The organism is Streptomyces sp. NPDC093221 (genome assembly GCF_044753885.1).
In the GTDB taxonomy this organism is placed as follows: domain Bacteria; phylum Actinomycetota; class Actinomycetes; order Streptomycetales; family Streptomycetaceae; genus Actinacidiphila.
Window position 1 is genome coordinate 80,473 of the sequence record NZ_JBIVOA010000005.1, and the last position, 21,523, is coordinate 101,995.

General features: G+C 72.0%; 18 protein-coding genes. 4 read left to right on the plus strand and 14 right to left on the minus strand.

The features are described from left to right. Positions 1–143: 143 nt before the first annotated feature. Positions 144–3,170, minus strand: coding sequence for a bifunctional [glutamine synthetase] adenylyltransferase/[glutamine synthetase]-adenylyl-L-tyrosine phosphorylase (locus tag ACIQCJ_RS20810; protein WP_401853008.1), 3,027 nt, complete (start codon positions 3,168–3,170; stop codon positions 144–146). 943 nt (positions 3,171–4,113) lie between these two features. On the opposite strand from ACIQCJ_RS20810, the gene ACIQCJ_RS20815 reads away from it, so the two are divergent. From ACIQCJ_RS20815 to ACIQCJ_RS20825, 3 genes are read left to right on the plus strand one after another with little or no spacing between them, the layout of a single operon-like run. Next, entirely contained in the window at positions 4,114–4,998 is an 885-nt protein-coding gene (locus tag ACIQCJ_RS20815; protein ID WP_188279784.1) for an alkaline phosphatase family protein, read from the plus strand. A 3-nt stretch (positions 4,999–5,001) separates the two neighbouring features. Beyond that, the gene (locus tag ACIQCJ_RS20820) at positions 5,002–6,324 is read left to right on the plus strand and encodes an MFS transporter (protein ID WP_355334422.1); all 1,323 of its coding nucleotides are present in this window, start codon (positions 5,002–5,004) and stop codon (positions 6,322–6,324) included. A gap of 20 nt (positions 6,325–6,344) precedes the next feature. Beyond that, positions 6,345–7,364, plus strand: a complete 1,020-nt coding sequence (locus tag ACIQCJ_RS20825; protein ID WP_402712358.1) for a TolB family protein — start codon at positions 6,345–6,347, stop codon at positions 7,362–7,364. Between the two features lie 48 nt (positions 7,365–7,412). Here the strand turns inward: ACIQCJ_RS20825 and ACIQCJ_RS20830 are convergent, their stop codons facing one another. Continuing rightward, positions 7,413–7,796 carry a hypothetical protein gene (locus ACIQCJ_RS20830; RefSeq protein ID WP_355334424.1) on the minus strand — a complete coding sequence of 128 codons (384 nt, stop codon included), beginning with the start codon at positions 7,794–7,796 and terminating at the stop codon, positions 7,413–7,415. Positions 7,797–8,009: 213 nt separating this feature from the next. Here ACIQCJ_RS20830 and ACIQCJ_RS20835 point away from each other — a divergent pair, with 213 nt between their 5' ends. Further along, positions 8,010–9,020, plus strand: coding sequence for an ArsR/SmtB family transcription factor (locus tag ACIQCJ_RS20835; RefSeq protein ID WP_402712177.1), 1,011 nt, complete (start codon positions 8,010–8,012; stop codon positions 9,018–9,020). On the opposite strand, the gene ACIQCJ_RS20840 is transcribed toward ACIQCJ_RS20835, so the two are convergent. The 12 genes from ACIQCJ_RS20840 to ACIQCJ_RS20895 all read right to left on the minus strand — a co-directional run bounded on the left by ACIQCJ_RS20840 (position 8,980) and on the right by ACIQCJ_RS20895 (position 21,522). Then, entirely contained in the window at positions 8,980–10,341 is a 1,362-nt protein-coding gene (locus ACIQCJ_RS20840; protein WP_188279782.1) for a glutamine synthetase family protein, read from the minus strand. The two genes, ACIQCJ_RS20835 and ACIQCJ_RS20840, sit on opposite strands and share 41 nt — an antisense overlap. A 409-nt stretch (positions 10,342–10,750) precedes the next feature. Further along, on the minus strand, positions 10,751–11,623 hold the full coding sequence (locus tag ACIQCJ_RS20845) for a hypothetical protein (RefSeq protein WP_402712178.1): 873 nt from the start codon (positions 11,621–11,623) through the stop codon (positions 10,751–10,753). A 33-nt stretch (positions 11,624–11,656) separates the two neighbouring features. Continuing rightward, positions 11,657–12,310: a nuclear transport factor 2 family protein gene (locus tag ACIQCJ_RS20850; protein WP_401304008.1), complete on the minus strand. Its 654-nt coding sequence runs from the start codon at positions 12,308–12,310 to the stop codon at positions 11,657–11,659. A gap of 11 nt (positions 12,311–12,321) precedes the next feature. After that, on the minus strand, positions 12,322–12,951 hold the full coding sequence (locus ACIQCJ_RS20855) for a hypothetical protein (protein ID WP_402712180.1): 630 nt from the start codon (positions 12,949–12,951) through the stop codon (positions 12,322–12,324). Between the two features lie 13 nt (positions 12,952–12,964). After that, the gene (locus ACIQCJ_RS20860) at positions 12,965–13,474 is read right to left on the minus strand and encodes a hypothetical protein (RefSeq protein ID WP_355334437.1); all 510 of its coding nucleotides are present in this window, start codon (positions 13,472–13,474) and stop codon (positions 12,965–12,967) included. Further along, positions 13,471–14,853, minus strand: coding sequence for an MCE family protein (locus ACIQCJ_RS20865; protein ID WP_402712181.1), 1,383 nt, complete (start codon positions 14,851–14,853; stop codon positions 13,471–13,473). The genes ACIQCJ_RS20860 and ACIQCJ_RS20865 overlap by 4 nt, the downstream gene beginning before the upstream one ends. Then, a complete protein-coding gene (locus ACIQCJ_RS20870) occupies positions 14,853–16,025 on the minus strand; it encodes an MCE family protein (RefSeq protein ID WP_402712182.1) in 1,173 nt (390 codons plus the stop codon). Before ACIQCJ_RS20870 ends, ACIQCJ_RS20865 begins: the two co-directional genes overlap by 1 nt. Further along, positions 16,022–17,146 (minus strand): MCE family protein, encoded by a 1,125-nt coding sequence (locus ACIQCJ_RS20875; RefSeq protein WP_391160015.1) that lies wholly within the window; start codon positions 17,144–17,146, stop codon positions 16,022–16,024. Before ACIQCJ_RS20875 ends, ACIQCJ_RS20870 begins: the two co-directional genes overlap by 4 nt. Further along, positions 17,143–18,228 (minus strand): MCE family protein, encoded by a 1,086-nt coding sequence (locus ACIQCJ_RS20880; protein WP_355334446.1) that lies wholly within the window; start codon positions 18,226–18,228, stop codon positions 17,143–17,145. Before ACIQCJ_RS20880 ends, ACIQCJ_RS20875 begins: the two co-directional genes overlap by 4 nt. Next, the gene (locus ACIQCJ_RS20885; RefSeq protein ID WP_391043749.1) at positions 18,225–19,259 is read right to left on the minus strand and encodes an MCE family protein; all 1,035 of its coding nucleotides are present in this window, start codon (positions 19,257–19,259) and stop codon (positions 18,225–18,227) included. The genes ACIQCJ_RS20880 and ACIQCJ_RS20885 overlap by 4 nt, the downstream gene beginning before the upstream one ends. Beyond that, on the minus strand, positions 19,256–20,644 hold the full coding sequence (locus ACIQCJ_RS20890; RefSeq protein ID WP_402712183.1) for an MCE family protein: 1,389 nt from the start codon (positions 20,642–20,644) through the stop codon (positions 19,256–19,258). Before ACIQCJ_RS20890 ends, ACIQCJ_RS20885 begins: the two co-directional genes overlap by 4 nt. Further along, positions 20,641–21,522: an ABC transporter permease gene (locus tag ACIQCJ_RS20895; protein ID WP_391160018.1), complete on the minus strand. Its 882-nt coding sequence runs from the start codon at positions 21,520–21,522 to the stop codon at positions 20,641–20,643. The genes ACIQCJ_RS20890 and ACIQCJ_RS20895 overlap by 4 nt, the downstream gene beginning before the upstream one ends. Between the last annotated feature and the right edge of the window lies 1 nt (position 21,523).

Consider the following 21,523-nt stretch of genomic DNA (forward strand, 5'->3'; position numbering starts at 1 on the left):
ATATTTGTGGCGCAGGAGAGGTCACCGGATACGGAGTACCAGAAGCGCCGTAAATATACCGATTTCGAACCCCTCTCCCGCAGCCCCCGGCCCCCGACCCACGAACGGCCGAGCCGCCCCGACCCGAGGCGGTCCGAGGCGGGCTACTCGTAGGCGTAGAAGAGGCGTTCGACGACGGCGCGGGCGCGGCGGGTGCGGCGGCGGTAGTCCTCCAGCATGTCGCCGACGTGGCCGGGCGGGTAGCCGAGATAGCGGCCGACGGCGGCCAGTTCGCGGCCGTCGCTGGGGAAGGTGTCGCCGGGGCGGCCGCGGACGAGCATGACGGCGTTGCGGACGCGGGTGGCGAGAACCCAGGCGTCGTCGAGGACTGCGGCGTCCTCGGGGTCGATGAGCCCGGCCTCGCGGGCGGCGGCGAGGGCCGGGCGGGTGCCGGTGGTGCGCAGGGCGGGCAGCCGCCCCGCGTGCTGGAGCTGCACGAGCTGGATCGTCCACTCGACGTCGGACAGCCCGCCGCGCCCGAGCTTGGCGTGCGTCGTGGGGTCGGCGCCGCGCGGCAGCCGCTCGGTCTCCATCCGGGCCTTCAGGCGCCGTATCTCGCGGACCGCCTCTTCTTCGAGGCCGTTCTCCGGGTACCGCAGCGGGTCGACCAGGGCGGTGAACCGCGCGCCGAGGTCCGCGTCGCCCGCGACCGGCAGGGCGCGCAGCAGCGCCTGGTTCTCCCAGATCAGCCCCCAGCGCCGGTAGTAGGCGGCGTACGACGCGAGGCTGCGGACCATGGGCCCGCTCTTGCCCTCGGGCCGCAGATCGGCGTCGACCAGCAGCGGCGGGTCCGCGGTGGGGATCTGGAGCAGGCGGCGCAGTTCGTCGGCGACGGCGAGCGCGGCGCGGGTGGCCTCGCCCTCGTCCGCGCCGTCGAGCGGTTCGTGGACGAAGAGCACGTCGGCGTCCGAGCCGTAGGCCAGCTCCCGGCCGCCGAAGCGGCCCATGCCGATGACGGCGAAACGGGTGGGCAGCGGGTGCGCGTCGTTGCCGGTGACGTGGTTGACGGCGGCGCGCAGCGCGCCCGCGAGCGTCGCGGCGGTGAGCCCGTAGATGGCGGTGCCGACGCGGTCGACCAGCGCGGCGGGGTCCGGCGGCTCCTCGGGCGTCTCCTCCTGGGCCTCCTCGTCGTCGCCGTAGGTGTCGATGAGGTCGGCGGCGGCGGTACGGAACAGCTCGCGGCGGCGTACTCCGCGTACCGAGGCGATGGCCTGCTCGGGGGTGTCGGCGCGGCCGACGGCGGCCAGCACCTCCTGCTCCAGGGCGGCGTGGTCGCGCGGCACGAGACCGTCGGCGGCGCCGAGCAGCGCGACCGCCTCGGGGGCGCGCATCAGCAGGTCGGGGGCGAGCCGCCCGGAGGAGAGCACGCGGGCCAGCCGCTGCGCCGCCGCGCCCTCGTCGCGCAGCAGCCGCAGGTACCAGGGGGTCTTGCCGAGCGCGTCGGAGACCTTGCGGAAGCCGAGCAGCCCGGCGTCGGGGTCGGCGGAGTCCGCGAACCAGCCGAGCAGCACCGGAAGCAGCGTGCGCTGGATGGCGGCCTTGCGGCTCACGCCGCTGGCCAGCGCCTCCAGGTGGCGGACGGCGGCGGCCGGGTCGGCGTATCCGAGCGCCTGGAGGCGCTGGCGGGCCGCGTCGGTGCTGAGCCGGGTCTCCTCGCCGCCGAGCTGGGCGACCGCGTCCAGCAGCGGCCGGTAGAACAGCTTCTCGTGCAGCCGCCGTACCTCCATGGCGTGCCGCTTCCACTCCCGGTTCAGCTCGGCGACCGGGTCGGCGCGGAAGCCCAGGCCGCGGCCGAGGCGGCGCAGTCCCGCCTGGTCGTCGGGGACGAGGTGGGTGCGGCGCATCTTCTGGAGCTGGATGCGGTGTTCCATCAGCCGCAGGAAGCGGTAGGCGTCGTCGAGCGCGGCGGCGTCGGTGCGGCCGACGTAGCCGCCCGCGGCGAGGTCGGCGAGCGCGGTCAGCGTGGTGCCGCTGCGCAGCGACGGATCGGTGCGGCCGTGCACGAGCTGGAGGAGCTGCACGGCGAATTCGACGTCGCGCAGGCCGCCGGGGCCGAGCTTCAGCTCGCGGTCGATCTGGGCGGCGGGGATGTTCTCCACGACGCGGCGGCGCATCTGCTGCACGTCGGTGACGAAGTTCTCGCGCTCGGCGGCCTGCCAGACCAGCGGGCGGATCGCGGCCAGGTACTCCTCGCCGAGCGCCTCGTCCCCGGCGACCGGCCTGGCCTTGAGCAGCGCCTGGAACTCCCAGGTCTTCGCCCACCGCCGGTAGTAGGCGAGGTGGCTGGAGAGCGTACGGACCAGCGGCCCGTTCTTGCCCTCGGGCCGCAGATTGGCGTCGACCGGCCAGATCGTGCCCTCGGCGGTGGTGTCGGAGCATATCCGCATCATCCGGGCGGCCAGCCGGGTGGCGGCGCGTACGGCGGTGCCCTCCGCGTCCTCCTGGCCCGCCGTCTCCTCGGCCGGTTCCGCCACGTAGACGACGTCGACGTCGGAGACGTAGTTCAGCTCGTGGCCGCCGCACTTGCCCATGCCGATGACGGACAGCCGGCAGACGGCGGCGTCCTGCGGGCTCTCGGCTGCGGCTATCGCCAGCGCGGCGCGCAGGGTGGCGGTGGCGAGGTCGGCCAGTTCCGCGGCGGTACGCACCAGGTCGCTGGTGCCGCACACGTCGCGGGCGGCGATGCCGAGCAGGCAGCGGCGGTAGGCGACGCGCAGCGCGTCGGGGGTGTCGGCGCCCGAGAGGGCCCGGACGAAGTCGGCGACGCCCGGGTGCAGGTCGGCGGACTCGTACATCACCAGCGCGTGCCAGTGGGCGGGGTGCCGGGCGAGGTGGTCGCCGAGGGCCTCGGAGGCGCCGAGGATGCCCAGCAGGCGGTCGCGCAGCGGCTTCGCCGTCATGACGGTGTCCAGCAGCGTCCGCCGCTCCGCCGGGTCCAGCGCCTCCGTGAGGCGTACCAGGCTGATCAGCGCCTGGTCGGGGTCGGCCGTCGCGCCCAGCGCCTCCAGCAGCACCGGGTCCGTCCTGACCGTCGACAGCTCGGGCAGCTCCAGCAGCCGCTCGGCCGCCGCCGGGTCCGTGAAGCCGTGCCGCAGCAGCCGCGTGAACGTACTGCTCCGGCGTCCCTGCATCGGCCCTCCCGGCGGGTCATGTGGTGTGGCGGGGTGACGCTCGACTGGCCTGGTTTGGTTTGGCTTGGTTTGGCTTCGCGGTGGCGCGTGTCCCGTACCCCGGAACGGTCCCGCGCAAGCCCGGATCGATCAAGGCTTCGGTTTGAGCGTAACCCCCTGCGGGGGGCTCGGTAGCCGGAGTGCGGCCACCAGTCCACCCGACCCCGATCCCGCGCCCCGCACACGGCCCCATCCCAGCGACCAAGAGGCCCGCACGAGCGTGGGCGTAAACACATGACCCGCACCACGCGGCGCGGCCCCGTACGGCACGCATGGCATGGGCGCAACCGCACGACCCGCACGGTGAGGGCGCACCCGCATGACCCGCACCGCATGGCGCGCGCAGCGCCGCCCCGCCGACCGCACCACCCCGCCCACACGGCCGGAGGCTCCCCGCGGCGCGGGCGGAACCGCACGGATCGCGTAGCGCCGCCCCAGCAACCGCACCACCCCGGCCTCCGACCCAAGGCCCCCGCCGTGCGGACGGAATCGCACGACCCGCACGCACGGCGCGCGCAGCGCCGCCCCGCCGACCGCGACACCCCACCTCCCGGCCGGAGGCCACCCGCGCCGCAGGCGCAACCGCACGACCCGCACCACGCGGCGCGCGCGCAGCGCCGACTCACCGACCACACCCCCCTCCCGGCCGGAGGCCCCCCGCCGTGCGGGCGGACATCGCGGGCTTGGCCACGCGGGAGAGTGGCGCGGCGTGGTGGGCGGGGCTGCCCGGTAGGGGGCAGGGGGGCGGCGCCCCAGCAGGAGGGTTGTGGGAGCCGGCGGCAGGCCGTACCTCGGTGTTCGCCTTCATTTCACCCGGCGCCCGCTCGCCCTGACGTGATCGGGCTCTTAAAATTTGTCATGTACAGCGGTTCCTCGTCCTTCCCCCCACTACCGGAGGTACGCCGTGCACGGCTGGACTCTGCCCCGCCGCAGCCGCACCGCTCTGTTGTCCGCAGTCGGCCTCGCCGCCGCGTCCGCCGGTCTGTGGACCGGTCTCGGCGGCTCGGCGCACGCGGCCGGTTCTGTGCCCACCCCCGACCACACCCTCGTGGTGGTCATGGAGAACCACGCGTACAGCCAGGTCATCGGCAGTTCGAGCGCGCCGTACATCAACTCGCTGGCCACCGGCGGCGCGAATCTCACGCAGAGCCACGCGATCACGCACCCGAGCCAGCCGAACTACTACGCGCTGTTCTCCGGGTCCACGCAGGGCGTGACGGACGACAGTTGCGTGAAGATCGGCTTCAGCTCGGCCGCGAATCTCGGCTCCGAGGTGATCGCCGCGGGCAAGACCTTCGGCAGTTACAACGAGACGCTGCCGAGCCAGGGTTCGACGACCTGCAAGAGCGGCAACTACGCGCAGAAGCACAACCCGTGGTTCGGCTTCGGCAATGTCCCGACGTCGACCGCGAAGACCTTCGCGCAGTTCCCGACGGACTACTCGACGCTGCCGCGGATGTCCTTCGTCGTACCGAATCTGTGCAGCGACATGCACGACTGCTCGGTGGCGACCGGCGACACCTGGATCAAGAACAACCTGGGCGCGTACGCGACGTGGGCGAAGACCCACAACAGCGTGCTGGTCGTGACCTTCGACGAGGACAACTCGCTGAGCGGCAACCGGATTCCGACCGTCTTCTACGGTCAGCCGGTCACCGCGGGCAGTTCGTCCGCGACCAACTACAACCACTACAACCTGCTGCGCACACTGGAGGATCTGGCGGGTACCTCGGGGCACGCGGGCAACGCCGCGTCCGCCGCGGACATCACCGGCATCTGGACCAACTGACCGATGTACGTCAGCGAGAGCCGCGGCAGCACGCCCGCGACACCCGCACCGACGAGCGCGGCGGACAGCCCGACGACAGCGCCGACGACCGCCCGGGGCCCGCGTCCCGGGCGGTCGTCCGCGGTCACCTCGACGGTGCTCGCGCTCGGCGCGGTCAGCCTCATCACCGATGTGTCGTCGGAGATGGTCACCGCGGTGCTGCCGCTGTACCTGGTCACCGGGCTCGGGCTCTCCCCGCTCGGCTTCGGTCTGCTCGACGGCGTCTACAACGGATTCAGCGCGGTGGTACGGCTGGTCGGCGGGCATCTCGCCGACCGCGGCGGGCGGCACAAGGCGGTGGCCGCCTTCGGGTACGGACTGTCCGCGCTGTGCAAGCCGCTGCTCCTGGCCGTGCACACGTTGCCCCTGATCGGCGCGGTGCTCGCCGTCGACCGCACCGGCAAGGGCCTGCGGACCGCGCCGCGCGACGCGCTCATCTCGCTCTCGGCGCCGCCGGAGTCGCGGGGCCGGGCGTTCGGTGTGCACCGCGCGATGGACACCACCGGGGCGCTTCTCGGGCCGCTGGCAGCCTTCCTGATCCTCCGTCAGGCGGCGGAAGGATACGACGCGGTCTTCACCGTCAGCTTCTGTGTGGCGGCGGTCGGCGTGGTCGTGCTGCTGCTGTTCGTGCCGTCGGGCGTACGGCGGTCAACTCCCGTGCCTGACAAGGACGTTGACCGGCCGTCCTTACGGGCCGCCGTGGGGCTGCTCGGGCGGCGGGAGCTGCGCGGGCTGGCGCTGTGCGCGGTGGCGCTCGGGCTCGCCACCGTCAGCGACTCCTTCGTCTATCTGCTGCTGCAACGCCGACTCGGCGTCCCCGACCGGTGGTTCGCGCTCCTCCCGCTGGGCACCGCCGCCGCCTTCCTGCTGCTCGCCGTGCCGCTGGGCCGCTGGGCGGACCGGGTCGGCCGCTGGCGGGTCTTCGTCGGCGGCCATTTCGCGCTGCTCCTGGCGTACGGGCTGCTCCTCGCCCACCTGCGGGCGGGCGTACTGCCGTACGCCGTACTGGCGTTGCACGGGGCCTTCTACGCGGCCACGGACGGGGTGCTGATGGCGGCCGCGGCCGGTTCCGTACCGGCGGCGCTGCGCTCCAGCGGGCTCGCGCTCGTACAGACCGGGCAGGCCGCAGCGCGCTTCGTCTGCTCCATAGCCTTCGGGGCGGCGTGGACCGCGTGGGGCGACCAATCCGCCCTGACGGGGGCCGCGTTGGCACTGACGGCGAGCGTCGCGCTGTCGGTCCGGCTGCGGCCGTCACGGACTCCCACGGCGCCGGAGGCGACGGCATGAGCGGGCGGGTCGAGGGCGGTATGAGCATGCGCAACCGGCTGCTGGTGCTGCTGGCCAGCATCACCGTGCTGGCGTGCGTGGCGGGGGTCGCGGTCTGGCGGGCCGCCGACCGGGCCGACCGGAAGAACCAGGTGCAGGCGGGCGGCCCCGCCGTCCGCGCCGGTACGGTCTCGCTGGCCGCCGGCGGCCCCCGTATCGTCTTCCGCTCCATGGCGTGGGGGCCGCACCGCGACGAGTTGGCCTCGGTGCCCGCCTTCGCGCCGACCGGGCCCCGCGTCGCGTCCGGCGTGAAGTGCCTGCGCTTCTACGCGGCGGGCGGCACCGGCATCTGCCTCCAGGCCAAGCGCGGCGCGGTCAACGACTCGTACGACGCGGTCGTCCTGGACTCGGCGCTGCGCGCCACCCGCCGTGTGCCGCTCGCGGGCATCCCGACCCGCGCCCGTGTCTCGCCCAGCGGGCGGATGGCCGCCTGGACCGTCTTCGTCGGCGGCGACTCGTACGCGGGCACCGACTTCTCCACCCGCACCTCGATCCTGGACACCCGCACCGGGACCCTCCAGTCGTCCCTCGAGGACTACGCCGTCACCCGCGACGGGCACCGCGTGCGCGCCGCCGATATCAACTTCTGGGGCGTCACCTTCGCCGACGACCGGCACTTCTACGCCACGCTCGCCACCGGCGGCCACACCTACCTCGTGCGCGGCGACGTCGCCGCCCGTACCGTCACCACGCTGCGCACCAACGTCGAGTGCCCGTCGCTCTCCCCCGACGGCACCCGGATCGCCTTCAAGAAACGCGTGCCCGGCCTGCCCGCCGACGCCCCCTGGCGCCTCTACGTCCTCGACCTGGCCACCTCGCGCGAGTGGCCGCTGGCCGAGACCCGCAGCGTCGACGACCAGGCCGTGTGGTCCGACAACGCGACCGTCGTCTACTCCCTCCCCGGCGACTACGGCTCCGACCTGTACACCGCCCCCGCCGACGGCACCGGCGCCCCCCGCCTCCTCACCCCCTCGGCCCTGGCCCCCGCCTGGCTGCCCTGACCCCGGAGGTGACGTCCTCCGGGGCCGCCCCGCCTCGGGGGGCGCGGGTCAGCAGACGCGGACGGACTGCGCGGAGGAGAGGTCGCTGTCGGTGTAGCCGGGCGGGCGGCCCGAGTAGTCCTGGGCGACGCTGCCGATGGGGTTCTTGCCGTCGCGGCCGTAGTAGAAGGTGGTGCGCACCCCGCCGACCTGGTTGTTGTTGATCCAGGTGGCCTGCTCGTCGATGGCGATGTTGTGGACCGCGCAGGCGTTCCACGGGCCGAGCCAGTACCACGTGTTGGTGTCCGTGTTGTGGATGTGCAGGCACATGTCGCCCACCGGGGGGAGGTTGCAGTCCACCGCCTGGGCGGGGGACGCGGCCACGAAGCCGACCGTGCCGGCGAGCAGCGCGCCGCTTACCGCGAGGGTGACCGTCCGCTTTCCGATACGCATACTCAAGGGCCTCCTTGTTCGCAGGAATTGACCGAATTCCGCACCCGGAGCCGTGCCGACGCATTGCCGTTCACGGTCGCGCGTAAACGCGCACCGATTCTCCGGGCAGCCCCAAGTAGACGCCGACGTTGGCCGGGATTGCCATTGATTGGATGAGGTTCCAATGTTTGGCTGGCGGTTCGGACGTCCGCCCGATCCGTCCGGGAAGGCATCATGCTGCGTCTGTCGCTGGGCCCGGCCGAGCTGGCCAGGACCCGGTTCGCCATCTCACCGATGGTCGAACTGTTCGGTGTCCTGTCCACCGCCATGAGGTCGTCCCGCCGCGGGGAACGGCTCGGCGCGCTGCCGCGGCTGCTGCACGACCGACAGATGCCCCTGCTGGCGGGGTTCTTCCAGGGCGAGGTGTGGCTGCCGGATTTCATCAGCCCCGCGCCCGCGCGGTTCGCGCCCAGCCTGGATGACGAACTCCACCGGATAGCCACCCTCGCGCCGACCCGGCTGGTGCAGGAAATCACCGTGTTCACCACGGGCTTCGCCGGTCAGGGCTTTCCCGGAACCGAGCTGTCCGCACCAGTCCTGAGCCAACTCGACCGGGGGGAAACCGCATTCGTCCAGAAAGCGGCTCAGGAACTGCACGCTTTGTGGAACCACACACTCGCAGCGCGCTGGCCGGTGATCCGTGGCCGCCTCGAAGCCGATATCAACGCCCGTTCCCAGCTCATGGCCCGGCAGGGAACCGGCGCGGTCCTGGATTCCCTGCATCCGGACACCGGTTGGCACGACGGCACACTGACCATCCGCAGCCCGTTCCGCACCACGGTGCCGCACGCGCCGGCCGTCGTCATGATCCCCACCGTCACCGGGGACCTGACGCCGGGCCTCGACCCGATGTTCCAGCACGACACGATGCTCTGCTATCCGGTGCCCCGCGCTCCGTCAGGCCGCCGCGCCGCACAGGGCGGCCACCCGGCGGCCGACGTCCTGGGGGCCACCCGGCACAGCCTGCTGCTGTCGCTGGGCCGCCCCCTCACCACCACGGAGCTGGCCGAGCTCCACCACCTGGACCCGTCGACCGTCTCCTACCACCTCACGCGCCTGCACCGGGCGGGTCTCCTCACCCGGACCCGCCACGGCCACCGCGTCTACTACCGCCGCACCCCGCAGGCCGAGCAGCTCCTCTCGGCTACAGGTTCGGGAGGTTCTTCCGCAGCTCGAAGGCGGTGACCTCGGAGCGGTACTCCTCCCACTCCTGCTTCTTGTTGCGCAGGAAGAAGTCGAAGACGTGCTCGCCGAGGGTCTCGGCGACGAGTTCGCTGCGCTCCATGAGGGTGATGGCCTCGCCGAGGTTCTGCGGGAGGGGCTCGATGCCGAGGGCGCGGCGCTCGGAGTCGGACAGGGCCCAGACGTCGTCGTCGGCGCCGGCCGGGAGTTCGTAGCCCTCCTGGATGCCCTTCATGCCCGCGGCGAGGAGGACGGCGTAGGCGAGGTAGGGGTTGGCGCCGGAGTCGATCGAGCGGACCTCGACGCGGGTGGAGCCGGTCTTGCCGGGCTTGTACATGGGGACGCGGATCAGGGCCGAGCGGTTGTTGTGGCCCCAGCAGATGTACGAGGGGGCCTCGCCGCCCGCGCCCGCGGTGCGCTGGGAGCCGCCCCAGATCCGCTTGTAGGAGTTGACCCACTGGTTGGTGACCGCGGCGGTCTCACCGGCGTGCCGGAGCAGGCCCGCGATGAAGGAGCGGCCGACCTTGGAGAGCTGGAACTCCGCGCCCGACTCGTAGAAGGCGTTGCGGTCGCCCTCGAAGAGCGACAGGTGGGTGTGCATGCCGGAGCCGGGGTGCTCGGAGAACGGCTTGGGCATGAAGGTGGCGTGCACGCCCTGTTCGAGGGCGACCTGCTTCATGACGAGCCGGAAGGTCATCACATTGTCGGCGGTGGAGAGCGCGTCGGCGTAGCGCAGGTCGATCTCCTGCTGGCCGGGGGCGCCCTCGTGGTGCGAGAACTCCACCGAGATGCCCATGGACTCCAGCATCGTGATGGCCTGGCGGCGGAAGTCCATGCCGACGTTCTGCGGGGTGTGGTCGAAGTAGCCGGAGTTGTCGGCGGGGGTCGGCCGCCCGCCGTCCATCGGCTTGTCCTTGAGCAGGAAGAACTCGATCTCGGGGTGGGTGTAGAAGGTGAAGCCGAGGTCGGAGGTCTTGGCGAGCGCGCGCTTGAGGACGTAGCGCGGGTCGGCGTACGACGGGGAGCCGTCGGGCATGAGGATGTCGCAGAACATGCGCGCGGTGCCGGGGCTCTCGGCGCGCCAGGGCAGGATCTGGAAGGTGCTGGGGTCCGGCTTGGCGATCATGTCGGACTCGTACACCCGGGCGAAGCCCTCGATGGCGGAGCCGTCGAAGCCGATGCCCTCGTCGAAGGCCTGCTCCAGTTCGGCCGGTGCGACGGCGACCGACTTCAGGTAGCCGAGCACGTCGGTGAACCACAGGCGGACGAAGCGGATGTCCCGCTCCTCCAGGGTGCGGAGAACGAACTCCTGCTGCTTGTCCATATCCATCCATCCTTGCCGGTCAGGCCACCTGCTCCCCGCCACTGGCCATATCGGGGACGCACATCCGGGATTGCGAGCCGAGCATCCCATCACGCGATTTCCGGCGCGTTGCGGGGGCCCTCTCCCCCATAGTGCCTGCCCGCGACGAGTCCTTCATCATCGCGCGGCGCCTGATCGCGGCGCCTGATCGGTGACGGCGCGAAACGGCCGGCGTTTTAATAAGGGTAGCCTTACCTAAGACGTACGTCTGTTCGCCACAGCTGCGTACCCGTACGAGGAGCCGTGCCCGTGGGCACACGCACGCGTAGCGGCGGCCGTCGCGGGGCCCGCCGTCATCGTCGGCTATCTGCTGGACGCCGGCTGGCGACTCACCAACCGCTGGCCGCAACCGCTGATCGCGGGGTCCGCGCTACCCGAAGGTGTCGATGCTCGCGATCTTCCAGGTGCCGTCCTGGTGCACGGCGTCCACCGCGAACATCGCCGCCGCGTAAGTGGTCGCCGCGTTCGCGGACTTGGCGGTGCTGGTGTTGCTCTGGTCGGCGAAGACCAGGACGCGGGCGCGGTCGCCGTCGAGCAGTTCCACGCCGGTGTCGGTGACGGTCGTGGTCAGCACGAGCTTCTGCGCCGGTGCCTGGGCGCGGACCTGGGCGAGCATCGCCGCGTACTGCTGGACGGCCTTTCCGGTCAGTACGCGCTTGGCCGCGTCGTCGGTGCGGGCGGTGTCGGCGTAGTTGTAGGAGAAGACCGCGTTCACGGCCTGGGCGACGGTGCCTTTGACCTCGCTGGTGCGGGCGGTGTCGGTCAGCGCGGTGTTGCCGGAGGCCACCGAGTCGCGCAGGTCGGACGCCTTGCCCGCGGACCAGGCGGCGAGGCCGCCGAGCAGCACGGTCAGCAGGGCGAGGCCGACGGTGAGGACGGTGACGGGCCGCGGGCGCCACGTGCGCGGGCCGCTCCCGGCCTCGGGTTCGGCGTCGGCGGCCGTGCCGGTGGGAGTCCCGGCGGTGACGTCGGCGGCCTTGTCGGACGTACGCGGCGGCCGTGCCGGGCGGGTGCGGACGGCGGTCGCGGCGCGGCCCCGGGCGGGGCGCTCCGAACGGCCGCCGCCCTCCGCCTCGGTCTCCGCGCCGGAGTCGGTGTCGGAGTGGGTGTCGGTGTCGGTGTCGGTGTCGGAGTCGGGGTCGACGTCGGTGGCGGCTTCCGCCGTGCGGGTCACGCGCTCGCGCGGCGGCGCGGTGGCCGCCAGGCGGCGTTGGCGGTTGATGAGGTGGCGGGTGGTCGACATGGGCGGCGGTCCTCTCGCGGACGGCGGGGCGGCTTACTGGCCGTCGGTGGTGGACGGGGACGGCCTCGCGGTGGCGGTGCCGCCGCTCGGGGGCGAGGACGCGGACGGGTCCGCGGCGCTGTCGCCCATCGGGGCCTGGCCGAGGGCGCTGAGCTTCCAGCCCGTGTCGGTGCGGGTGAGTTCGCCGAGCATCCGGCTCTCCTTGACCGCGGGCTTGGCCTTGGGCGCCTCGACGGTGATCCGCAGCGCGATCATCACGCTGGCCTTGCCGGTCCTGGTGTCGAGTTCGGTGACCGCGCCGGACAGGATCTTCGCGGTGCTGACCGTCTGGGCCTGCTGCACCTGCTTCTCGAACGCGGCCCGCCCCTGGACCAGTTGGCTGTGCAGGTCGCCGGTCGTGGAGCTCTCCCAGATGTCGAGCCCGTGGTCGACGTCGGAGTGGTCCAGGGTGTTCATGTTCTGCACCGCCTGCTCCCCCGCCGCGAGCACCGTGTCGCGGGTCCGGGCGAAGGCCGCGTCGTCGTCGTGCGCGGCCCCGTACCAGGACCAGCCGGTCAGGGCGGCGGCGACCGCCGCGGCGACGGCGAGCGCGACGGCCGTGGCGAGCAGCGACCGGCCCGGCGCGCGCAGCCGCGCCCCGAGCCGGTCCCGCGACCCGCCGCCACCCTTGAAGGGCATCCGTGCCATCCGTCTTCCTCCTACCGGGCCTTGAGATCGGTGATCCGCCAGTGGTCGCCGTCGAGCCTGGCGGTGACCGAGAGTTGGGCCGCCGCGCTGGTGGCCGCGGCGCCCTTGCGCCGGGCGGTCTGGTCGAGGAAGACCAGCAGCCGGGCGTGGTCGGCGGTGAGCCGGACGACCCCGGCGCGCACCACCCGTGTGGTCAGGGTGAGTTGCTGCTCGGCGACGCGCTGCCGGATCTGCCCGAACAGCGCCTGGTACTGGTCGGCCGCCGCGCCGTCCAGCAGGTCGCGGGCGGCCCGCTCCGTCGACCCGGTGTCCTCCGGCGTGTACGCGAAGATCTTGCCGAGCGCGTTGCTGACGTCCCCGACGACCCGGTTGGTCGCCTCGGTGTCGGTCAGCGCGCGGTTGTCCGTCGCGGCCGGGTCGGTCAACCGGTGGGCCGCGTAACCGAATCCGCCGCCGCCGAGGAGCAGCAGCACGATCGCGGCGACCGCCGCCGTACGCCGCGCACCGTACGGCCACCGCCAACGCCGTCCGGCGGCGGCCTCGTTGGCCTCCGGCTCGTCCGGAGCGGCGGCCACCGATGCGTCGGTCTGCGGCGCCTCGGCCTCCGCCGCCTCGGCCTCGGGCTCATGCGTGGTGCTCACTGGGCCGCCTCTCCTAGCTCGCGCCGACGGGCACCGCGGTGAGCGCCGTGAGTTTCCAGCCGTCCGAGGTACGGGACAGGCCCGCCTCGAACCGCTTGCGGTCGGTGGTGGCCGCGCCGCCGCGCGGCATGACCCGGACCTGCACGGTTGCGATGAGCTTCGCCGTACCGGCCCTGGTGTCGAGTTCGGTGACCGCCGCGTCGGTGACCGTGCCCCGGGTGGAGGTGCCGGACTGCTTGAGCGCGGCGGCGTCCGCGGTGTGCGTACGGCTCATGCGGTCGTGCAGCGGCCCGGTCGTGGTGTCCAGCCAGGCCGCGAGGTCGCGGTCCAGGTGGGCCGCGTCCACCGTGTTCAGCCGGGTGATGTCCCGCTGCCCGTCGGTCAGTACGGCGTCGCGGGCCTTGGCGTAATTGAGCGTGCCGTCGCCGCGCGTGTCCGCGTACGACCAGGCGCCGAGCGCGCACACCACGGCGGCGACCGCCCACGCGGTGACCCAGACCAGGGTGGACCGGCGGGCGCTCATCGGGTGCCCCCGAAGCCCGTGCCCCCGAAGCCCGTGTCCCCGGAGCGCGTGTCACCGGAGCGCGTGTCACCGAACGGCGTGTCGCCGAGGCCGAGCAGATCCGCCATCGTGCCGCCGGTGGGCCCGGTCGGCAGCGAGGGCAGGCCCAGCGCTCCCGGCAGCACGCTCGTGCCGTACGTCGTCGTCCCGGTGGACGGGCCCGCGGCGGACGGGGTCCCGGCGCCGGTCGGCAGCACCGAGCCGGGCTGCACGGGGTTCGGGACGCCCCCGCCGTTCGGGGCGTTGGCCGAGCCGCGCACGTCGGTGCCGGAGGAGGCGGGGGCGGTGCAGCGGGCCGCGGTGTTGAGGGCGGTGGCGGGCGCCTTGGTGTCCAGGCCGTTGCGGTACGTGGTGCCGCCGTATCCGGAGGTGCAGGGCAGCGGGGAGAAGAAGGTGACGGCCATGCCGAAGTGCAGGCCCTTGCCGTCCACCGCCGTCGATCCGGCGGCGGCCACCGCGGGCACCTTGACCAGGAATTCCTCGATGCCGTGCTGCCGGGTGACGGCCACGTCCGAGGTGGTCAGCAAGTTGGCCAGGACAACGCTGAGTTGGGGTCCGACGTCCCGCAGCAGCGCGCTGACCTGCCCGGCCGCGTCGGGCGCCGCGGCGATGAGCCGTCGCAGGTCGGTGTCGGAGTCGTTGAGCTGCTTGGCGAGCTGACTTGCGCTGCTGGCGAAGGACTTGATGGCGTCGCCCTCGTCGGCCTGCGTGCGCAGCACCGTCCGCCCGTCGGCCATCAGCGTGATGTTGCCGGGCAGGTTCATGTCCGCGGCGGAGATGAACTCGCCGCTGGTGTCGAGCAGCGACTGGAGGTTGTCGCCCTGTCCCGCGAACGCCTTGCCGAATTCGTCGACGACGGTCTGAAGGGACTTCAACGGGACCGATCCGGCCAGGCTGTTGACGCTGGTGAGCAGGTTGGTGACGGGCGCGGGGATGGTGGTGTCGGCGCGTTCGACGCGGGAGCCGTCGGCGAGATACGGCCCCTGGTCGGTGGTCGGCCGCAGGTCGATGTACTGCTCGCCGACGGCGGACAGGCTGGCGACGACGGCCTTGAGGTGGGAGGGGATGTGCGGCGCGGAGTCGTTGATCCGCAAGGACGCCTCCACACCGTCGTCGGTGAGTCTGATCGGGCCGACCCGGCCGACCGAGACACCGCGGTAGGTGACGTTGGCATGCTCGAACAGGCCGCCCGCTTCGGGGAGTTCGACCTTGACGGTGTAGTAGCCGCGCAGGCCCACGTACCGGCCGAGGTCGGCGTAGCGGACGCCGATGAAGCCGAGCACGAGCACGGCGATCAGCAGGAAGGCGATGTTCTTGGCGATGGTGACGCGGGTCAGCATCAGCGGCCCCCGGTCCTGGTCGAGCCGGTGACCGACGGCAGCGGCAGCGGGATGCCCGCCTCCCGCAGCTTCTTGTCGACCGTCGTCGTCCGGTCGGCCTTGGTGTGCGCGGACATCGGGTTCTCGGGGTCGGGCGGGTAGACGTTCCCGGACGCGGGCATCTCGGGGATGAGCTGCGTGCCGGGTACGGCGGTCAGGTCGAGGTAGACGTTGAGGTAGTCGCCCTTGACGCCGTTGAGGACCTCGTCGGTGAACGGGTAGGTGACCAGCACCTGGAGCGAGTCGGGCAGCGCGTCGCCCGCGTCGGCGAGCCGTCGCAGGGTGGGCGCGAGGGCCTTGAGGTCGGCGACCATGTCGTCCTTGCTGCGGTTGACGGTGTCCACCGCGACGCCGGAGAGCGTGTCCAGCGAGCGCAGCATGGTGACCAGCGAGCCGCGCTGCTGTTCCAGCACCTTCAGTCCGGGGCTGAGGCCGGTCAGTACGGTGCCGATCTTCTGGTCGCGGGCGGCGAGGGTGGCGGACAGTTCGTTGACGCCGTCGAGCGCGTCGGTGATGTCCTGCTTGTGGGCGTCGAGGTCGCTGACGAGCGTGTCGACCTGGTGGAGCATGGAGCGGATCTGCGGTTCGTTGCCGGTCAGGGCCTTGTTCAGCTCCACCGAGATGGTCTTGAGCTGGGCGACGCCGCCGCCGTTGAGCAGCATGGACAGTGCGCCGAAGACCTCTTCGACCTCGGGGTTGCGGTTGGTGCGCGAGGCGGGGATGACGGCGCCGTCGCGCAGGGTGCCGCCGGCGGCCCGCGTGCCGGGCGGCGCGGAGAGCTGGATGTACTTCTCGCCGAGCAGGCTGGACTGTTCCAGGTGCGCGTACGCGTTGGCGGGCAGTCGCACCTTGCCGTTGACCTTCATGGTGACGGTCGCGGACCAGCCGTCGGCGCCGAGGCCGATCTTGGTGACGCGGCCGACGGCGACGTCGTTGACGCGTACGGACGCCTGCGGGACGAGGTCGAGGACGTCGGCGAAGTCGGCCTTGACGGTGTAGGGGTGGCCGCCGAGGTCGGCGCCGCCGGGCAGCGGCACGTTCTGGACGTTCAGCGAGCAGCCGGCGAGGGCGAGCGCGAGCAGCGCGGTCCCGCCGACGGTGGCGGCGCTCCCCCGGGTGTGCGGACGCTTCATCGGGCCGCCCCCTTGGTGTAGACGGTGCCGACCGCCGGCAGGGGCAGCGGCAGGGTCTTGGCGTCCTTGGCCGCGGGCGTGAAGTCGGAGCCGGTCCTTGCGGTGTCCTTGGCGGCGGCGGGCGAGATGTCGCCGCCCATGCTCAGTTCGTTGATGTTGGCGCGCCCGTCGATGGTGCCGTACTGCGGGTCGTAGGCGTTGAGGAGGTTGTCGGCGGCCAGCGGCGCGGTGTCGAGGAGTTCGGCGAGTGACGCGCGCTGGTCGACCAACGTCTGGGTGATCGGGGCGAGTTTGCCGATGCTGGTCTTCAGCCGGGCCCGGTTGTCCTGGATGAAGGTCTTCACCTGGCCGAGCGCGGTGGACAGTTGGTGCAGCGCGCCGCCCAGGTTCTCCTTGTCCTCGGCCAGGAAGCCGCTGACGGTGGAGAGTTGATCGGTGGCGGCCCGTACCTTGCCGTCGTTGTTCTTCAGCATGGTGGTGAAGGACTGGAGGTAGGACAGGGTCGCGAAGAGGTCGTCGCTGTGGCCGTTGAGGGTCTTGGTGGCCTGGCCGAGCTGGTCGATGCTGTCGCCGATGGCCTTGCCGTTGCCGTCGAGGTTCTTCGCGCCGGTGTCGAGGAGGTTCGACAGGGCGCCGGTGGCGTTGGCGCCGTTCGGGCCGAGGGCGTCGCTGAGCCGGGTGATGCTCTCGTAGAGCTGGTCGACCTCGACGGGGGTCGCGGTGCGGGTGGCCGGGATGACGGTGCCCGCGGTGATCCGGGGGCCGCCGGTGTAGGCCGGGGTGAGCTGGATGTAGCGGTCGGCGACGACGCTGGGCGCGACGACGACGGCGCCGGCTCCCGCGGGGACCTTCACCCCGTGGTCGAGGACCAGCACGACCTTGACCTGCTTGCCCTGCGGCTTCACCGAGTCGACGGTGCCGACCTTGACGCCGAGCACGCGCAGGTCGGATCCGGCGTAGACGCCCACGGCGTGGTCGAAGTAGGCGGTGATCCGGGTGCCGTCGGGGCCGCCGAAGAGGCGTACGCCGCCGTAGGCGAGGGCCGCGAGGACGACGGCGAGCACCGTGCCGAGGGCGATGGCCCGCCGCCCTCGCGCGGCGCGGCCGATGGATGCCTTCACGATGTGCCTCCCGTCGCCTTGGGCGGCTCGCACCCGGTCGTCGGCTGGGTGCCCGGGGGCAGATAGCTCTTGGGGACCAGGCCGCACAGATAGCTGTCGAACCAGCGGCCGTTGCCGAGGGTGTTGCCGACCAGCCTGTAGTACGGCCCGGCCAGGGCGAGCGCCTTGTCGAGGCTGGACTGGTTGGCGAGCAGTACGCCGGTGACCCGGTCGAGGGCGTCCAGGGTCGGGCCGAGCTGCCGGTTGTTGTCGGCGACCAGGCCGTTGAGCTGGGTGCCGAGGTCCTGGGTGCCGGTGAGCAGCGCGTGGATGGCGTCGCGGCGCTTCTGGATCTCGCCGAGCAGCAGGTTGCCGTCCGAGATCAGCGTCTGGAAGCGGCTGTTCTGGTCGGAGAGGGTCTTGGTGAGCTGCTTGCTGCCCGCGAGCAGGTCGGCGAGCTGGGCGTCCCGGCTGGAGATGGTCCGCGACAGCGACGACAGGCCGGTGGCGGCGCTGCGCACCGAGGCCGGGGTGTCCTTGAAGGTGTCGGAGAGGGTCTGGAAGCTGGCGGCGAGCTGCGTGGTGTCGATCGACCCGAGGGTGTTGCCGAGGCCGTCGAGCGCCTGCGTGACGTCGTACGGCGAGGTGGTGCGGGTCCTGGGGATGCGCTGGCCGGGGTTCTGCGCGCGGCTGCCGAGCGGGTCGACGGCCAGGTACTTCTCGCCGAGCAGCGTCTTGATGCCGATGGCGGCGGTGCTGGCGTCGCCGATCCAGGTGTCCTTGACGCGGAAGGTGACCTTGACCTGGGCGCCGTCCAGCGACACCCCGGTGACCTTGCCGACCTTGACGCCCGCGACCCGCACCTCGTTGCCGGACCTGAGCCCGGCGGCCTCGGTGAAGCTCGCGCTGTACGTGGTGCCGCCGCCGATCAGCGGGAGCGCGTCCGCGTTGTACGCGACCAGGCCGGCCAGGGCGAGCACGAGCAGGCCGACGGTGCCGACGAGGACGGGGCTGCGTTCGCGCAGCGGCCGGAAGAGGGGGCGGCCCCGGCGCGCGGGGGCGCGGAAGCGGAGGCGCGGGGTCGGTATGCGGGGGCGGTTCATGACCGGCACCTCGATTCGGTGATCGCTATGCCGGTGGGCGGCTTGCTGCCGTCGGAGGTGGTGACCCCGGCGACGGTGGCCTGGCAGAGGTAGAGGTTGAGCCAGGAGCCGTAGGAGGCGAGCCGGCCGATGGTCTGGAGCTTGGCCGGGGTCTTGGTGAGGAAGTTCTCCAACTGCGGTGTGTTGTCGGCGAGGTTGGTGGACAGCCGGCCGAGCTGGGCGATGGAGTCCTTCAGCGGCTGGCGGCCGTCGGTGAGCAACCCGGCGGTGCTGGTGGTGAGTTGGGAGATCGCGGTGATCGACTGGCCGATCGGTTCGCGGTCGGAGGCGAAACCGCTGACGAGTTGCTGGAGCGAGGTCACCAGGTCGTTGAACCCGGCCTCACGGGTGTTCACCGTGGTGAGCACCGAGTTGAGGTTGTCGATGACCTGGCCGATCACCTTGTCCTTGGCGGCGAGCGTCGTGGTCAGCGAACCGACGTTGCTGATCAGGCTGTCGACGGTGCCGCCCTCGCCCTGGAGCACCTGGACGATCTCGCCCGCGAGCTGGTTGACGTCCTTGGGCGACAGGCCCTGGAACAGCGGCTGGAAGCCGTTGAAGAGCTGGGTGAGGTCGAGGGCCGGGGTGGTTCGCTGGAGGGGGATGGTGTCGCCGGGGGCGAGCGCCTGGCCGACCGGTCCCGTGCCCTGCTGGAGGTCGATGTACCGCTGGCCGACCATGTTGAGGTACTTGATGGTGGCGGTCACCGAGCCGGGCAGCTTCCGGGCGCGCTGCACCGAGAAGTGCACCTGCGCGACGCGGTGGTCGACGACCTTGATCGAGTCGACCTGGCCGACCTTGACCCCGGCGATCCGGACGCTGTCGCCCGAGGTGAGGCCGGTGGCGTCGGTGAACCGGGCGTTGTAGCCGGAGGTGTCGCCGACGTCGGTTCCGCCCGCGATGCTCACCGCGAGGACGGTGGTGGCCAGCGCGGTGACCAGGATGAAGATCAGCGACTTGACGATCGGTCCGACGAGGCTGCGGCGCTTCACCGCACCGTCACCTCCGCCCCTCGGTAGACGGGACCGGTGAGCAGGCTGCTCCAGTCGGGGAGCGAGCCGGGGTCGGTGCCGATGCCCGGCGCGAGGAGTTCGTTGATCAGCTCGTTCTCCTGCGGGGAGTTGGCCGGGGAGTCGGTGGTGGTCACGCTCGATGTGGACGCCGTGGACGCCGTGGAGGTCGTGGACGCGGTGGACGTGGTGGCGGTCGGCGAGGTCGCGGACTTCGTGGAGTGCGTCGCGGCCGGTGCGCCGCCGCGGCCGGTGTACGGGACCGGGTAGCACTGCGGGCCGCCGCTCGCGTCGTACACCGGGGTGTCCTTGCCGGGGACGTACTTGCCGCGGGACGGCACGCTGGTGAGGTTGACATGCAGGCCCGGCTCGTGGGTGCCCTTGCCGAGCGCCTTGTCCATGACGGGGACGAAGGCGGCCAGGGTGCGCAGCGTGCAGGGGAAGGACGGGGAGTACTTCGCGAGCAGCCCGAGGGTGCCGCGGCTGTCGGCGGTCAGCCGGATGATGGTGTCCTTGTTCTGCCGCAGATACGTCGTCAGGTCCTGCGCGGTGGCGGTGGTACTGCCGTACACGCTGTTGAGGTCGGCCTGTTCCTCGGCGATGGTGCCGCTGGTCCTGGTGAAGTCGGTGAGGGCCTGCACGATGTCGGGCGCGGCGGCGTTGTAGACGTGGCTGACGGTGACGAGCTGCTTGATGTCGTCGTTCAGCACGGGCAGTTCGGGGTTGAGCTTGGTCAGGTAGCGGTCGAGCTGGACGAGGGTGGTGCCGAGCTGGGTGCCGCGGCCGTCGAGCGCGGTCGCGACGGCGTTGAGGGTCGCGGCGAGCTTCTGGGGCTGGACGGCGGTGAGCAGCGGCAGCACGTTGTCGAGCACCTGCTGGAGCTCGATGGCGTCGCTGGAGCGGTCCTGGGCGATGGTGCTGTCGGCGGCGAGGGTGGGGCCGCCGCCGGTGGTGTCGGTGCCCGCGGGGGGTACGAGGGCCACGAAGCGTTCGCCGAACAGCGTGATGGGCAGCATCTGCGCGGTGACGTCCGCGGGGATGCGCTTGAGCTGGCCGGGGTCGATGGCGAGGTTGAGCCGGGCGCCGTCGCCGTCGGCGCTGATCGAGGCGACCCGGCCGACGACGACCCCGCGCAGTTTCACGTCGGCGCCCTGGTGCATCTCGTTGCCGACGGTGCCGGTCTCCAGGTGGACGGTCGCGGTGTCGCTGAACGTCTTGTCGTAGACGGCGACCGCGAGCCAGGCCAGCAGCGCGGGCACCAGCAGGAAGACGACGCCGGCGGTCCTGCGGCGGGCGGTGGCGCCGCCGGTCGGGCGGCGGCGCGGGGCCGGGGGCGCTCCGGCGGGACGGGTGTCGGTGGTGGTCATCCCGCCACCCGCACCGTCGTGGTGGCGCCCCAGATCGCCAGGCTGAGGAAGAAGTCGGTGATCGAGATGATCACGATGGCGTTGCGCACCGAGCGGCCGACGGCGATGCCGACGCCCGCGGGGCCGCCCTTGGCGGTGAACCCGTAGTAGCAGTGGGCGAGGATCACGATGACGCTGAAGATCAGCACTTTCAGTCCGGAGAGCAGGACGTCCTGCGGGGACAGGAAGAGGTTGAAGTAGTGGTCGTAGGTGCCCGCGGACTGGCCGTTGAACATGACGGTGACCATCCGGGAGGCGACGTAGCTGCTGAGCAGGCCGATGCCGTAGAGCGGGACGATGGCGACGACCCCGGCGATGATCCGGGTGGTGACCAGGTACGGCATGCTGCGCAGGCCCATGCCCTCCAGCGCGTCGATCTCCTCGTTGATCCGCATCGCGCCGAGCTGGGCGGTGAATCCGGCGCCGACGGTGGCCGACAGGGCCAGGCCCGCGACGAGCGGGGCGATCTCGCGGGTGTTGAAGTAGGCGGAGATGAAGCCGGTGAACGCGGCGGTGCCGAGCTGGTTCATCGCCGCGTAGCCCTGGAGGCCGACGACGGTGCCGGTGGCGAGGGTCATGCCGATCATCACGCCGACGGTGCCGCCGATGACGCCGAGGCCGCCGCTGCCGAACACGACCTCGGCGAGCAGGCGTTGGACCTCTTTGAGGTACCGGCGCAAGGTGCGCGGGATCCACAGCACGGCGGTGATGTGGAAGATGAAGTGGTCGCCGGTCTCGTCCAGCCAGTGCAGCCAGCGGCCGGTGTTCCGGCGTCGGCGCGGCCGTGGTCCTTCGGGCGGCGGCTCGGCCTGCGGGGTGTCCTTGTCCAGGAGCGCCATC